This window comes from Neorhizobium sp. 2083, from assembly GCF_031455615.1.
Taxonomy (GTDB): domain Bacteria; phylum Pseudomonadota; class Alphaproteobacteria; order Rhizobiales; family Rhizobiaceae; genus Neorhizobium.
Map to the genome: position 1 here is coordinate 384247 of NZ_JAVDTC010000004.1, position 14783 is coordinate 399029.

A 14783-nucleotide genomic window follows, 5' to 3' on the forward strand; every position below is an offset into this window, starting at 1 on the left:
GGAGCGGGCCGCTCAGTCGGCGGCGAGCACGATGAGCATGTCCCCATCGGCATAGGCGGTCATTTCGGTACGGGGCGGATTGACGACCACGCCGCCAAGGTTCCTGACATCTGTTTCGCCCGGCCGCTGGCGGCGATGTCCGATGGCGATCTCGCCCCGGCGAAGGGCTGCGAGCGCGACCGTGAAGAAGTTCACCGGTTTCGAGATATCCACATAGTCGCTCATCGGCCGCATGTAGATCTCGGATCCGGCTTCATCGAGCAGCTCACCGAAGATCGCCGCCATCGATTCGTTTTCGGAGGCCTGGGCGAGCATCAGGCTCACCAGCTTGTTGCTGACGACGAAATCCTCGGCGCGGGTGACTTCCGCGAGCTCGCGGTTGCGCACGTCGATCATCTCGCTGACGACGCTGACATGTTTGCCGGCCGTCTCCCCGATCTTGCGCAGCTGCAGCAGCGTGATCAGCGTGCGGGTGTCCGCCGATTGCGCCATCATGCTGTCGCTGTAGCCGAGGACCAGAACGTGGTCGTAGGAGGGTATGTCGAGCGCGTCGAGCGCGGCGCGGCTGCTGGTATCGATCACCCGGTGTTCGACCGCGAGCAGAGCCTTGTCGAGGTCGAGCCCGGCGACGTCCTCTTCGAATTCCGGCGTGTCGGCGGCGATCGTCAGCCGTGAGCCTGGCGCCACGTAGCGGACAAGCTCGTTTGCGATGATCGGGCCGCGGCGGTTCCAGCCGAGGATCAGCGTGCGCTCCGCGGTCTTGCCGCGCCTGACGATCGCCTTGATGGCCGTCTTGTCGATGCCCATGTCGCCGGTCCAGGTTTTGATCGAGTCGTCGTCTTCGGCGATGATGACGGCGCGATCGCCCGCGACGATCACCTGGTTCGGGTTGGGATTGAGGTGGATGGCGCCGTCCTTGTCGCGGAGGCCGATCAGCGTGCTGTTCTCATAGGCGAGGACGGCATTGCCGAATGATTTTCCGACAATGTCCGGCTGTTCGAGCGTATAGATCTCGCAGCCGTCGAAATCGAGCAGTTCGGAATAGACGGCGCTCAGCCCCGCCTGCCGGCTGGTATGGACGACGATCCGGGCGATCAGGTCGTCGGCGAGCACCAGCTGCATCTCGTCGCCGCCGACGATCCTTGCCACGTCGGCATTGTCGGCGTTGCGGATTTCCGCGGCGATCCTGTATTTCTCGGGCCGCCGGTTGGGATCGTTGACCAGCGCGAGGACGGTCTTGATCACCTGTGCGTCCGCATCGTCACCCTCCGGTGACAGGACGATGAGCGACCGCGACGTCTGCGGGTTGACGATGCCGAGGTCATAGAGATCGGTCGGGTCGCCGCTGCGGCAGATGATCCTGGTATTCCTGCGGTCGGCAACCTTGGCGGCGATCTCGTCCTCCATCTCCACCTTGTCCTTGTTGGCCATGATGACGATGCGGGGATTGCGGCGGCTCTGATTGGCAATGACGAGTTCGGAGATCACGTCGAAGATGGACGGCGACCAGTTGAGGATGATCGTGTGCTCCGTTTCGAGCACCCGCGAACGACCCTTGCGCAGCTCGTCGAGCTTCTCCTCCAGCCCGGACGAGATGACGCCGATCAGGGCGGAGAAGACGAAGATGCCGGCGATGGTCACCACCAGCGAAACGGCGCGGAAACTCCAGCCGAGGTCGCTGCCCATCGTTCCGGCATCCATGGTGCGCATCAGCGATTCCCATGCGCCTTCGAGGAATCCGACCGGTTGCCCGCCTTCCGGTGCGATGCCGGTGATCGCAAGCAGGGCGCCTGCAAGGAGGATGACAATGAGCGATATCACCGCCAGCCAGCCGATCAGCGCGATCGCGCCGCCTGCCATGCTCTTGTCGAACCCATAGCGCAGCCGCGCGCGCCAGTTTTCCCGGTCTTTCATCCCACGCCCCCGAAATATACCCTTGTGCAGGAGATGGCAGGATTTGGTTGCAAAACAATTGAAGTGGCGGGGTTCTGGCGGGCGCTGTGCCGGAATGACCGGCGGACAGTAAATTTAGCCTTCGAATCCCGGCAGCCGCTGGTAAAACACATGGCAAGATCGGCGTTGCTCACAGTCTGTCACATGGCTGTCAAGCAGGAATGCTTATCGTCCGCAGCTTATGTTCGAACAGGGACGCTCCGATGAAGAACCTTCTTTCCGCTTTCACCGCCCTCGTGGCTTTTGGCACGATTGCCGGCGCCGCTGAGGCCGCCGATCTCGTGCTCTATACCAGCCAGCCCAACGAGGATGCGCAGGCGACGGTCGACGGCTTCAAGGCCGCCAATCCGGGCCTCGACGTGCAGTGGGTGCGTGACGGGACGCCGCAGATCATGGCGAAGCTGAATGCCGAGATCCAGGCCGGCAATCCGGCCGCCGACGTTCTCCTGATCGCCGACACGGTGACGCTGGAGCGCATGAAGCAGGCCGGCCAGCTCTTGGCCTACAAGTCGCCCGAGGCGGCAAACTACGACAAGGCGCTCTATGACGCCGACGGTTTCTATTATTCGACCAAGCTGATCACCACCGGCATCATCTACAACACCCAGGCCGCGATGAAGCCGACCAGCTGGGCGGACCTTGCCAAGCCGGAAGCCAAGGGCCTCGTCACCATGCCGAGCCCGCTTGCTTCGGGTGCGGCCCTCATCCACGCCCAGACGCTTGCCGGCGTGCCCGGCCTCGGCTGGGACTATTACAAGAACCTCAAGGCGAATGGCGCGATTGCCGCCGGCGGCAACGGCGCGATCCTGAAGTCGGTCGCTTCGGGCGAAAAGGCCTATGGCTTCGTCGTCGACTACCTGCCGATCCGCGAAAAGGCGAAGGGTGCTCCCGTCGAGTTCGTGTTCCCGAAAGAAGGCGTATCCGCCGTCACCGAGCCGGCTGCGATCCTCGCTTCGACCAAACATGCGGACAATGCCAAGAAGTTCATCGACTACGTGCTCTCCCAGAAGGGCCAGGAAGGTTTCCTGAAGCTCGGCTACATCCCGGCACGCAACGGCATGGCCGTACCGCCCGGCTTCCCGGCGCGCGAGACGATCAAGGTCCTGCCGATCAACGCTCCCGATGCGCTCAAGAACTCCGAGAAGGACGTCAAGGGCTTCGCGGATATCTTCGGCATCAAAGGCTGATATAAGCGCCTGATGAGACAATCTCGAAATCGGGGAAACAGCCAGCCACGCTGGCTGTTTCCTTTTGTCGTAACGGTGATCTTCTGCCTGAGCGTGCTGCCGCTCGGACGGCTTGCCGCGACCGGAATCATGTCGGCCTTTCGGGGCGGCGCAGGCGAACTTCTGTCCGATCCCGGTCTCTGGCGGTCAGTCTACGATACGCTGTCGACCTCCTTTTTCGGAATGATCGCGGCCGTCGTGCTCGGCGGCGGCTTTGCGCTTCTGCTGACGCTGTTCGATATCCGCGGCAAGGCTCTCCTCGGTTTCCTGTTCATGCTGCCGACGATGATCCCGCCGCAGGTGACGGCGCTTTCGTGGATCGGTATGACCGGGCCTTCGAGCGCGCTCCTGAAGGCGATCGGGCTGGCGCCGCCGCTCGGCTCGCCTCAGCCGCTCTATTCGATCGGCGGGATCGCGCTGCTCTATGGCGTGCAGAACGCGGCGCTCGTCTACCTGTCGCTCCGGGCCGGGCTTCTGGCGCTGCCGCGCGATGCGGTCGAGGCAGCGCGGCTCTCCGGGGCATCCTCCTGGCAGGTGCTCAAGGATGTCATCCTGCCCTTATCGCTGCCGGGTCTCGCAGCGGGCGCGGCGATCGCCTTCGTTTCCTGCGTCGGCAATTTCGGCATTCCGGCGATCCTCGGCATTCCGGCCGGGATCTATACGCTGCCGACGCTGATCTATTCGAAATTTGCGGCTTTCGGCCCCGGCACCTTTGCCGATGTCTCGATCCTGTCGGCGTTGATCGCCATTCTCTCGATCATCGGGCTGACGGTCGAAGGACGGGTGCTGCGCGGCCGCGACTATCGCGTCATCGGCCTTTCAGGCCAGGTCGCGGTGTTCCGTCTCGGCGCCTGGCGCTGGCTCGCCGAACTCGTGCTGTGGCTGACGATCTTCCTGATCCTCATCATGCCGCTCATCGCGCTTGTCGCAAGCTCGCTGGCGCCGGCCTATGGCGTGCCGCTCAGCCCGGCGACCGTCACCGTCAAGGCCTATGAGGAAATCCTGGTGCGTCAGGTGGCGACGCGTACCGCATTCGCCAACTCGCTCTCGCTCTCGCTTGCCACCGCCTTCGGTCTCCTGGTGGTGACGGTGCTGACCGGCTATTTCCTAGTGCGCAGCAGGAGCCGTTTTACCGGTCTGATTTCGGCACTGGCGGAAATCCCCTATGCGCTGCCGGGCATCGTGCTGGCGGTCGCCTTCATCCTTTTGTTCGCCGCGCCCATTCCGGTGATCGGCATCTCGATCTACGGGACGATCTGGATCATCCTGATCGCCTATTTCTCGAGTTTCTTCGCCGTCAGCCTGAAGCCGGTCGTCAGCGCCTTCCGCCAGCTCGATCCGTCGCTCGAAGAGGCGGCGCGGCTTTCGGGCGCCGGTTTTGTGCGCCGGCTTGCCGATATCCTGGTGCCGCTGGTGGCGCCGGCCGCGGGCGCTTCGGTCATCCTCGTCTTCCTGATCGCCTGCAACGAACTGACCGTCTCGGCGCTTCTCTGGTCGGCCGGCACCCAGACACTCGGCGTGCTGATCTACAATCTCGATGACAGCGGCAGTTTCAACATCGCCGCGGCATTGTCGGTCCTCGTCGTCGTCATGGTGATCGCGATGATGATCCTTCTGGAACTGATGGCGAAACGTCTGCCCAAAGGTGTGGTCCCGTGGCGAAGCTGATCCTCAACCGCCTCTCAAAGACATTCGACATGGCCGGCCGGGCGGCCGTCAACGACATATCGCTGACGGTCCGCGAAGGCGGTTTCCTGGCGCTGCTCGGTCCGTCCGGCTGCGGCAAGACGACGGTGCTGCGGATGATCGCCGGTTTCGAGCAGCCAAGCGACGGCTCGATCCTACTCGGCGAACGGGTGCTGGCCGATGCGGGCGAGATGGTGCCCCCGGAACACCGCAACATGGCGATGGTCTTTCAGTCCTATGCGCTCTGGCCGCATATGAGCGTGGCGGAGAATGTCGGTTATCCCTTGAAGGTGCGCGGCATTTCCGGCGACAAGCGTGACCGCAAGGTGAGGGACGCGCTCGCTGCCGTGCATCTCGAAACCTATGCGGACCGGCGGCCGGCCGATCTTTCCGGCGGCCAGCGGCAGCGCGTGGCGCTCGCGCGTTGCCTGGTCACCGAGCCGGATGTCGTGCTGCTCGACGAGCCGCTCGCCAATCTCGACCGGCATCTGCGCCAGGAGATGGAGGAGACGTTTCGCGAATTCCATGCCCGCTCCGGCGCGACGATGATCTATGTCACTCACGACCAGGCGGAAGCGATGGCGCTCGCGACCGATGTCGCCGTGATGTCCGAGGGCAGGCTGCTGCAGGTGGCGACGCCCGAGGAGATCTATGCGCGGCCGGAAGGCCGGCTGGTCGGCGGTCTCGTGGGGCAGGGGGCAATCCTGTCGCTGCCGTCACCGGCCGGTGACAGGCGGCTTCTCGACTGGCCTGCCATGCAGTTGGTGCTGGCCGATCGTGCCGTGGGGCCGGGCGCCGATATCCTTGTCCGTCCGCAGGACGTCGAGATCGCCGCCGAGGGCGCCGCGGTGACCGTCCTTTCGGTTCTGTTCGAAGGCGAACGTTATGCGCTGCGCCTTGCCCTGCCGGACGGGCAGACCCTGCGCGCGTTCAGCCGCCATCCGGTCAAGGTCGCGGACAGGCTCGCCATCGTCATACGCTCGGCCTGGCGTCTTTAAGCCGGAACCCTATTCGGCGCCGGAACATTGCCACCGGATGACGTGGCAGCCGCCGGTATTCTGGCGGCAGGAGCGGATGGCTTGAAATTCGGCCTCCCTGCGGCCGCCGCCCCAGCCGGCTCCCCAGCCGTCAGAACCCCTGGCGACAGCGCCGCAGCCGTTCTTGAACCAGATTGCGATCCGGCAGTCGCTGGCGTCGCAATTGGACTGCGCGGTTCGCTCGGCGCTTCGCTGGGTCTGATGGTCATAGGACCAGCCGAGCGCGGCCGTGCGCGGCGAATAGGCGATGGCCCCAAAACTGTCGGCGAATGCCGCACCCGTACCCGCAAGCATGGCGCAGATGGAAAGAGATATCAGGATTTCGCGTTTCATATACTGTTCCCCTCGGCGATCGCTTCCTATCGGTGACCGGGCCGCCCCGCCGGCGAAGATGGCACCGGCTTGATTTCTCCGCAATCGAGGTTGGCGCTCGGGCAGGCGGCTTGCGCCTTAAATTTCCTGATTTGGTTACTTTTATTGTGGGCCGCGCCGGCTAAGGTGACACCGCAACAGGATGGATTTGATGTCTCTACGTCTCGGCACCTTCAACATCGAAAACCTGATGACTCGCTTCGATTTTTCCGGCTGGCGCAACCAGCTCCGGCAGGACAGGGTGCTCAGGCTCTATGACGTGCAGGACAAGGCGGTCTACCAGCAGCTCGAACAGGCCCGGATGATCGCCGAGACGGACGATACGCGGCAGCTCTCGGCGCTGGCGATCGCCGATGCGGACGCCGACATCCTCTGCCTGCAGGAGGTCGACAACATGCCGGCCCTGCAGGCTTTCGAATACGGCTATCTCTACCGCATGGTCGGCAATGGCTACCGCCAGAAATACCTGGTCGAGGGCAATGATTCGCGCGGCATCGACGTCGCGGTGCTGATGCGCGAGGAGACCCGCGGCGGCGAGAAAATCGAGGTGCTGGACGTGCGCAGCCACGCCATGCTGACCTATCAGGACCTCGATCTCTTCAACGACGAACTGGCGCTCAGCAACCAGGCGCATGACAAGATCTTCAAGCGCGACTGCCTGGAGCTGGAGCTGACGATCGGGGGAAAACCGTTCTCGCTGTTCGTCGTCCATTTCAAATCCATGGGCAATGCCCGCGATGGGCAGGACGGCCGCACCGGCACGATGGCAATCCGCATGGCGGAGGCGAGGGCTGTGCGCCAGATCGTCGAGCGTCGCTTCGGCAAGGGCCGGACGGCGGACAAGAATTTCGCGATCTGCGGCGACATGAACGATTACCAGGAAAAGGTTCAGGTGATCGGCTCCCGCCGCGAAGGTTACCGGTTCGAGCCGCGGCGCGAGGCGGTGAGCGCGCTCAACGTGTTTACCGAGGATGGTTTCGTGGTGAACCCGATGACGCGCCGCGACGTGATGGACCGCTGGACGCTCTATCACGCCCGCGGGCCGGAGGAGCAGCATCTCTGCCAGCTCGACTATATCTGGCTGTCGCCGGCGCTGGCGGAGCGTAATTCCGGCGGGGTGCCGGAGATCATCCGCGGCGGGCAGCCCTATCGTACCGTCTTTCCGCCGGGGCAGGAGGTGGATCGGTTTCCGCGCATCGGCTGGGACCGGCCGAAGGCATCGGACCATTGCCCCGTCGTCATGTCGCTGGAGCTCGCATGACCATCCAGGCGACCGGCGGCTGGCCCGCCGAAAACACTGTCTTCGAGGTCGAGGCCTTCGATCTTTCGGTCCTGCCCGGCCCGCATCCGCTCTATGCGGCCCACCAGAGCGAGATCGAGGCGAACTGGGAGCTTGAGGCGGCGGCTAATCCGCATCTCTTCAACGGCCAGATGGTGCTGCAGAACCGTCTTTCGTTCCGGGACGGCGTGATCGTCGGCGAGGCGCATGTCATCCCCTATTCGACGCTGCTGTGGTGGCGCAAGCAGCGGGATCCGGCGGGCGCCTTCCACCTCTTTGGCTTCGCCGTGCTCGTCTCGTCCGATGGAGCGATCATCGCCGTCCGGATGAGCGAGAGGACCGCCAATCCGGGCCAGGTCTATTGCGCCGCGGGATCGCTCGATCTTCTCGACATCGTCGATGGCAAGCTCGATCTCCAGGCCAATATGCGCCGCGAGGTGCTCGAAGAAACCGGCCTGGATCTCGATGAGGCCAGGGTCGAGCCGCAGTTCTTCGCCAGCCATAGCGGGCACCGGGTCGTCGGATTCCGCTTCTATCGTTTCGACCTCGCGGCGGAGCAGATGCTGGCGCGCATCGCCGCCCATATGGTGCACGACGAGGAAAAGGAGATCGCCGGTGCGGTGGCGATCCGGTCGGCCGATCGCGGCGCGCATCCCTACAGCACGTTGATGTTCCCGATTCTCGATCTGTTTTTCGGTCATTCGATGCGCTGAACAGGGGTTGCTTTGAGCCGACCGGTCGGGCAGTTTGGCGCCATTGAAACACGGGGAGGTGTGGTTGGCCCGTCGCTACAGCATCTATGACGTCTTCACCGACCGAAGACTTGCCGGCAATCCGCTGGCGGTGATTCTCGATGGAGACGACCTCGACGACGACACCATGCAGGCGATCGCCCGGGAGATGAACCTCTCCGAGACGGTGTTCATTCAGGCCTCCGCGAATGCCGCCTATGCCGCGCGCCTGCGCATCTTCACGCCGGGCCGGGAACTGCCCTTCGCAGGCCATCCGACCGTTGGAACAGCGGTGGCGCTCGCCGAACTCAATCATGGGACTGAGCACGGGGCCGGGCAGGCCGATATGGATCTCGTCTGCGTGCTTGAGGAAAATGTCGGGCCGGTGCGCTGCGCCGTGCGGCTTCGCGCCGGCGAGGCGGGTTTTGCCGAATTCGACCTGCCGAGAAAGCCGGTGCAGATCGAGCTTCCGCTCGACCGGCAGGGGCTTGCCGATGCGCTGAGCGTCAAGTCGACGGACATCGGCTTCGAGAACCACGTCGCCTCCATCTGGAGCGCCGGGGTGCCCTTCCTGATGATCCCGCTGCACAATCTCGCGACGGTCCGCAATCTCGAATTCGATATCGCTCTGTGGGAAAAAGCGGCGCCGTTCGTCGAGGGGGCGCTCGCATCGGCTTACGTCTATTGCCGCAGCGGCGTGAACCACCAGGCGAAGTTCCATGCGCGGATGTTCTCGCCGGATATGGGGATTTCCGAGGACCCGGCCACGGGCGCTGCAGTCGCCGCACTCTCCGGAGCGATCCGGCATTTCGACGCGCTGCCGGACGGCCATCACCCCGTGCTGGTCGAGCAGGGCGTGGAAATGGGACGACCGTCCTTCATTCACCTGCATATCGACGTGAAGGAGGGTGAGATAGCCAGGGCCCGCATCGGCGGTCAGGCGATCAAGATCGCGGAAGGCACGCTCTATCTCTGAATTTCGCCGCCTTGGCGAAGATTGCGATATTGTGACGCACTAAGACTTTGAAACGTTTCGTCTTTGCCCCGCCTCCAAGGGCGCGGCACCTTTTCCCCTGAGCCGAAATCCGCATGGCGGAATTTTTTATCGGGTCAGGCGAAGAATTTTGACGGAGCCGCTAGACAAGCCGAACGATCCCCTTTATACGCCCCTCACACCGCTGGCGAGCACGCCTCGCACAGATGGTTCTTGGGTGATTAGCTCAGTTGGTAGAGCAGCTGACTCTTAATCAGCGGGTCGTAGGTTCGAGCCCTACATCACCCACCATTTTCAATTACTTAGCGTCCTGTTTTGCCGGCCCGTTTTACGGCCGGCGACGCGTTTTACAATTTATTCCTTCTTCGTTCCTCGGCCAATCGCATCAACGACCTCTTGGCCGGCCAGATAATGTTTGCGGATGATCGACTCGGCATCATCCTGCGTGTGGCCTGAAATCTCCGAAATAAGTTTGATCTTCTCGTCATGCGACCGATCAAGGTTAGCATAAGCGAAGGTGATGGCGGTTCCTCTCAAATCGTGGAATGTGACGCCCTTCACTCCGAGCCGCGCCATCTCTTTGCGCCATGAGGACCGGAATCCACTCGATGTCCAGTTCTGCCCGAACGAGTTCACCAGAACCCTCTGCTGCTGGATCTCTTTGGCCTTTCGCAGCACCGGAAGGATGTCTGGTGCGGCCACGACGCGCACTCGCGCTCCCGTCTTCCCCTGCTTGATCATGACCCTCTGCCCGTCGAATGCCAGCGTCGGCATCGTGAGGATGTCCGCCTGGCGCTGCATTGTCCAAAGGGCGATCATTGCGACCGAGCGAATGTGTGGAGCAGCTTCCGTGAGCACCTTGTTGATCTGTGCATCGGTCCAGATGATATCCCGCCGCGTGCCATCGTGAAGGCGCTCCACGCGCTCCAGCGGGTTGCGGAGGATTATCTCCTTGTCTTTTGCCCAAGCGAATAGGCGGGAGAGCAGGGCGATGTGCATGTCCGCCGACCGCGGGGCTTCGCTCATCGTATCGCGCCAATCAAGGAACACCTTGCGACTGCCTCGTGCCTCGATGTGCTTGACGCTGAACGTCTCGAACTCCAGCCGGATGGCGCCGAACTGGCGCTCGTAGTCGCGGCGAGTTGACGGCGATAGAGACTGATACCCGGGCGTCTTGCGGAAATCGTCTATCAGAGAGCCGATCGTCCCGGTCACCGCGGCGGCTTGTCGGTCCCGGGTCAGCCGAACGTATTCCTGTGTGAATGCCTTCGTGCCTGGCTTCGATTTCATCCGAGGCGCGCCTTTGCCTCTCCAAGCGTAGTAGTAGGTTTCCAGCCTACCATCAGCTAGCTTCACGGTGACCTTATGCACTCCGACGAGCTTTCCTTCCATCAAGCCACCTCTGTAGCCCTTCCTCGGGCGTTTCTTCTGTCTTCTCGGCGGCAAATCTCTTGGGCGAGAACTCAATCTCACCAGTTGGGTGCATGATGACGTTCACGCCGTGCATCGCGGCCGCAGCAGCAGCATCCGTGATTTCAGATTTCGTGTAAGTGCGGGCTCGGCTCATGTTGCGTCATCCACATTGTTTCCACAGGTGTCGCGACGCTCGGCGAGGATCACCGCCAGCGCCCGCGGATCGGCCACGACATCCTCCGGCATGCCGATCTTGCGCCGCCAGAACTCCCTTGTTGATGGGATGACGCTGTCCACGTGGCTGGCGACGTGGAGGAGATATGCGAATTCGAGCATCTACTCCTCCTGCTCGTGGGTAGATGTGCCCATCGCCCTCGGTTGGGGTGATGGGGATTCGACATGGTGCAAAAGCTCGTCCAGTTGCTTGCCGCAACTATGCTCCCGCATCTCCTGTTTCAGATCGTTGGGCGTCATCTCCCATCGATCGAGCAAGTTTCCGATAAGGCGATCTCGCGTGTTGCTGGCGGTCATTGCTGCTGCCCTTTCTTCTCGCGAAGAACGGACGGCGACAGGATCGAGCCGTTTATGGCGCGATAGGTCAGCGACCCGTTTTCATGGTTGAAGGTGCCGTCCAAAAACAGCTCCGAGCCTTCGGACATGAAACGCTCGATGTGCTCGGGATTGGCGGCTAGAATGGAAACGATCTGCCCTGCCATCTCCATCGCTGGTTCATTGGCTTGGAAGCCGACAGCTGTGGAAACCTGAGCGATCTTGGCAACAAGATCGGCGGCAGAGTGACCTAACTTCCGCGTGAAAGGTGAAGGTGACGGAAGCTCGCCAAAAAGAGGGCGATTGTCTGATGGAGCGGGTCCACCATCAGCCAGTCGCATAAGCGGGATGTCTGCCTTCTCTGGCTTCCCTTCCGCGCCGTAAATGTAGCCGATGCCACAATTCAGCGCCTCGTCCAGCTGGTATTGGCTGGTCCAGACCACAACCGTTTTCGGTTGGGGCGATGTGAGCGAGAGTATCAGGTCGGCGACCTTGTAGGATGCGGGCCCGGTTCCGATGATGTCATAATCTTCGTCGATGGAGAGATTGCTCGAGAAGATGCCTTGGATCTTGCAAGCCAGATCATCCCTGTCGACCGGAACATTAGGTTCAGCTGGCGGCGCCTCGTCGGGCCTCGTGACCAGCATCCAGTGCGTGAATGGCGCGGCGGGACGGTCTCCGACAAAAAGCTGCACAATCCACTCACCCACGTCACCGTCAAAGTAGGTGCCCAAGACAGTCGTTGCATAAGGAGCCGTCTCGATGCCTTTGACCCATCCCGCCGAAAGATCATTGGCCTGCGGGTGCTCATAGAGCGGCTTCGCCTCTGCCGGCACGTCGGGCTTGCGACCGTCGCCAGTAATCCACAGCGCGCCGGTCGCGTCGTGCCAGTACCAGGCAAAGGGCTGCCCCACCGAAATAGATGCCGGCGACGCGTCGATCGCTGCCGCAAAACCAGCACAAAAGCCATCTTTCGCAGGCATGATCATCGACGGCTTCACCGGCAATGAAAGCCACCAGGCTTTGAATGCATCCTCTGCGCCACCCACCGAAAGAGGATTGGCTGGGTCGGTTCGCATAGCCTGCAGTAAACGCAAAGCCTCGCGCAAAGTGTCGATGACTTCTTGGCTGTGCGCAGCGGTGATAAACTCCTGTCCGCTACGCCAGTCGCGACCGGTTGTTGTAAGCATCCAGGTGAGCTTCGCGATGCAGGCGTTGACTGGAACTTCACCCACCAAAATCGGCAGGGATGCTGCGTCCAGCAAAGCCATGACGCGGCGCTCATAGTCCGCCTGCGCGGCTGCTTTTGCTGCGTCTACGGTCCCAAACTCCACAGCAGACGCATAGGGATAATCAAGCCATAAGCCGCCGCCGAATTGCCGGACCTGATACAGCCCGCCAAACGACGCTTGCTCGATTATGACTGCTTCGTCGCAGTACCCCTTTCGCCATTCAAGCGGCTTCACCCGCACATTCGTTTGGGGCGGTATGTTTTCTGTCTTGGTCATGCCCATTTCCTCGCTTCCACAAGGCACTTAGCCCACAGCGCCGGCGAAACGGCTGTCTCGTCGCCACGCATAGCCAGAACCTGAAAAACTTCGGCTTCGTTGAGGTCGTGATCGGTCAACAGTTCGACCAGCTCTTCCTCGATCTCGTCCTCGTAGTCGCCGAGCTGGATCTTATCGCGGAAGGTCAAGCACTCTTCACAGACGGCCTCGCCGTTGAGTGCGCGGGCACCCATGTCGGCGCAGGTCTCGCTGTCGCAGCGATCGCAGCATGAGCCAAGGCCAGCTCTGATCCAGTGATGGCCCCTGATTTCGTCTGGCTGAAGGCCATCCATTTTCGAAACGCGCTGCAGGGACATCTCCATGGCCTTCAACTCGACGTCCAGTTCCTCGTCGGTCATGGTCATGGTGGCGTCGATCTCTTCATCGTTGCCATGGCTGTGATGTTCCAAAAGCTGCCTGATGACATCGCGCTTGGTTTCCCCGTGGAAGGGTTGCCAGTCGTACTCTCCGCGATGACCGCCGACCCAAATCGTTGTAGCCGGCCGGATTAGGGTGGCCTCGGCTGCGACGGATTGCACGGCAGGCAAGAGGGGTGCGATCGCGACTGCTGCGGTGCTCGTGAGGAACGCGCGGCGGCTAAGCATCGGCTCGGCCCTCCGCGATCACGCGCATCACAGCGTCCGTCTGCCACGTCGTCAGGTCGCGATCGCCCTTGAAGCCTTCCGTCGCGCCGGGGTCGAAAATGGCGCGCATGACGCGCTTTCGTAGCTCGTCAGACGGCTCCATATTCGTTGCGGGGGATGGGGGATCGACCTTGCGGCAGTCGGACGGCTTGAACTCGTCCGTAATGCAGCCATCGTGCAAGATCGTGATGCTCGGCTTGAGGTAGCTAGAGCCATACATCCTGCGAAGCTCCATCCCGATGATCACGCCTTCAAAGCGGTCGAAATCGCCTGTGGCATCGACAACAACATGATCGCCAATCTGGAACCGGTTGAGGTCCGGAATATCCACAATGGTGTTTTCGGGCTGCAACTTGAGTTCACGCATCTTTCTGGCCCTCCGCTTCGAGGGCGGCGCGGAGCATGGTGGCGCATTCCTCAAATGCAACACGGCGTCCGCGATAGAAGTCGTTGTGAGCGCGCTGGACTTCGGAAGGGCCAACGATGCCGCCGCCGTCGCTCAGTTTGGATTTGAGAATTGCGAGAACGCGCTCAAAGCCCCGCTTTTCGTTTTCGCTTCTTGGCGTCAGGGGTGCCCAGCAGGCACGCCACTGGTCGCGGAAGTGATCGCGCTGCTTGGTGAGTTCGTCCAGTCGGTCCCCGTCCACATGTGACGAGGGCGCTGGTGTATCTGCCGCTGACTGGAGGGCAAATAGGAGGACGGCGACGTTCTGAGGGTTGCAGGCGGCGATGAAGCGAGCGTTCTCGCCATTGCCGCAAGAATCGATGTAGCCGCGGATCTCAGCGATGATCGTTCCGCCCGCCGATACGATCAGCGCGCATGGGCGCCCATCGTGCTGGAACTCTTCAATGGTCCACGGCCCTTCATATGGGCCAGCTTCCAAAGCCTGGCGGATATTCTCGATAGCCTGTTCTGGGGTGACGGTCATAGCGAATCCCTTTCCCGAAGACGGTTGGAAGCTGCGAGGTGCTGATTGACGATCGCCGCGGCGAAGGGCTGTGCATCGTCACCCATGTCGGACCAGAGGCCGAAGATGGTCAGCGCCAGGACGTGCGGGTTGATGCCGGCGGCGCGCCAAAACGCTTCCTCGCCGATATTGTGCTGGCGGGCGTGCTCTGCCGGAGACAGGGGAAGCGCCCAGCGGTCAGGAGCCTTGCTTCCCTTCCCGCGTCCCCAATGTCCATATTTCGGAGCGGCCATGGAAAGGTGCGCGGCCTCGACGCCGTAGACGCCTGACACAGCGCACGGTAGCTCGTGCAGAAACGCGAGGTATCCCTTGCTCTTCACCGCCTTGGCCTTGGGCGTCGGAGCTGGGCTGGCGGCGTGGTGTGCGATACGGAAAGCGGTCATA

15 protein-coding genes and 1 tRNA gene are annotated in these 14783 nt (G+C 62.1%); 7 read left to right on the top strand and 9 right to left on the bottom strand.

The genetic code is table 11. The features are described 5' to 3' along the window. Nucleotides 1-12: 12 nt before the first annotated feature. On the bottom strand, nt 13-1914 hold the full coding sequence (locus tag J2X76_RS17925) for a CASTOR/POLLUX-related putative ion channel (protein ID WP_310218597.1): 1902 nt from the start codon (nt 1912-1914) through the stop codon (nt 13-15). A 242-nt stretch (nt 1915-2156) separates the two neighbouring features. Here J2X76_RS17925 and J2X76_RS17930 point away from each other — a divergent pair, with 242 nt between their 5' ends. Genes J2X76_RS17930 through J2X76_RS17940 form a run of 3 tightly spaced genes read left to right on the top strand, consistent with a single transcriptional unit; the run spans nt 2157 to nt 5863 of the window. Beyond that, entirely contained in the window at nt 2157-3140 is a 984-nt protein-coding gene (locus J2X76_RS17930) for an ABC transporter substrate-binding protein (RefSeq protein WP_310218599.1), read from the top strand. 12 nt (nt 3141-3152) lie between these two features. Continuing rightward, complete coding sequence (locus J2X76_RS17935) at nt 3153-4847, top strand: iron ABC transporter permease (RefSeq protein ID WP_310218601.1); 1695 nt, start codon at nt 3153-3155, stop codon at nt 4845-4847. After that, entirely contained in the window at nt 4835-5863 is a 1029-nt protein-coding gene (locus J2X76_RS17940) for an ABC transporter ATP-binding protein (RefSeq protein WP_310218602.1), read from the top strand. The genes J2X76_RS17935 and J2X76_RS17940 overlap by 13 nt, the downstream gene beginning before the upstream one ends. A 9-nt stretch (nt 5864-5872) precedes the next feature. Here the strand turns inward: J2X76_RS17940 and J2X76_RS17945 are convergent, their stop codons facing one another. Beyond that, on the bottom strand, nt 5873-6235 hold the full coding sequence (locus tag J2X76_RS17945; RefSeq protein ID WP_310218604.1) for a DUF4189 domain-containing protein: 363 nt from the start codon (nt 6233-6235) through the stop codon (nt 5873-5875). A 190-nt stretch (nt 6236-6425) separates the two neighbouring features. Here J2X76_RS17945 and J2X76_RS17950 point away from each other — a divergent pair, with 190 nt between their 5' ends. The 4 genes from J2X76_RS17950 (at nt 6426) to J2X76_RS17965 (ending at nt 9569) form a co-directional block, all read left to right on the top strand. Beyond that, complete coding sequence (locus J2X76_RS17950; RefSeq protein WP_310218606.1) at nt 6426-7535, top strand: endonuclease/exonuclease/phosphatase family protein; 1110 nt, start codon at nt 6426-6428, stop codon at nt 7533-7535. Further along, nucleotides 7532-8266 (top strand): NUDIX hydrolase, encoded by a 735-nt coding sequence (locus tag J2X76_RS17955; protein ID WP_310218607.1) that lies wholly within the window; start codon nt 7532-7534, stop codon nt 8264-8266. The genes J2X76_RS17950 and J2X76_RS17955 overlap by 4 nt, the downstream gene beginning before the upstream one ends. Before the next feature lie 64 nt (nt 8267-8330). Continuing rightward, complete coding sequence (locus J2X76_RS17960) at nt 8331-9260, top strand: PhzF family phenazine biosynthesis protein (protein ID WP_310218608.1); 930 nt, start codon at nt 8331-8333, stop codon at nt 9258-9260. Between the two features lie 233 nt (nt 9261-9493). Then, nucleotides 9494-9569, top strand: a tRNA-Lys gene (locus J2X76_RS17965). A 63-nt stretch (nt 9570-9632) separates the two neighbouring features. Here the strand turns inward: J2X76_RS17965 and J2X76_RS17970 are convergent. The 7 genes from J2X76_RS17970 to J2X76_RS18000 form a co-directional block, all read right to left on the bottom strand. Continuing rightward, entirely contained in the window at nt 9633-10670 is a 1038-nt protein-coding gene (locus tag J2X76_RS17970) for a tyrosine-type recombinase/integrase (protein WP_310218609.1), read from the bottom strand. A 171-nt stretch (nt 10671-10841) separates the two neighbouring features. Continuing rightward, nucleotides 10842-11027, bottom strand: a complete 186-nt coding sequence (locus J2X76_RS17975) for a hypothetical protein (protein ID WP_310218610.1) — start codon at nt 11025-11027, stop codon at nt 10842-10844. Nucleotides 11028-11218: 191 nt separating this feature from the next. Then, complete coding sequence (locus J2X76_RS17980) at nt 11219-12748, bottom strand: hypothetical protein (RefSeq protein ID WP_310218611.1); 1530 nt, start codon at nt 12746-12748, stop codon at nt 11219-11221. Beyond that, nucleotides 12745-13392, bottom strand: coding sequence for a hypothetical protein (locus J2X76_RS17985; RefSeq protein WP_310218613.1), 648 nt, complete (start codon nt 13390-13392; stop codon nt 12745-12747). Before J2X76_RS17985 ends, J2X76_RS17980 begins: the two co-directional genes overlap by 4 nt. Beyond that, the gene (locus tag J2X76_RS17990) at nt 13385-13798 is read right to left on the bottom strand and encodes a hypothetical protein (RefSeq protein ID WP_310218615.1); all 414 of its coding nucleotides are present in this window, start codon (nt 13796-13798) and stop codon (nt 13385-13387) included. Before J2X76_RS17990 ends, J2X76_RS17985 begins: the two co-directional genes overlap by 8 nt. Further along, on the bottom strand, nt 13791-14360 hold the full coding sequence (locus J2X76_RS17995; RefSeq protein ID WP_310218617.1) for a hypothetical protein: 570 nt from the start codon (nt 14358-14360) through the stop codon (nt 13791-13793). Before J2X76_RS17995 ends, J2X76_RS17990 begins: the two co-directional genes overlap by 8 nt. After that, nucleotides 14357-14782, bottom strand: a complete 426-nt coding sequence (locus tag J2X76_RS18000) for a DUF968 domain-containing protein (protein ID WP_310218619.1) — start codon at nt 14780-14782, stop codon at nt 14357-14359. The genes J2X76_RS17995 and J2X76_RS18000 overlap by 4 nt, the downstream gene beginning before the upstream one ends. Nucleotide 14783: the final 1 nt, after the last annotated feature.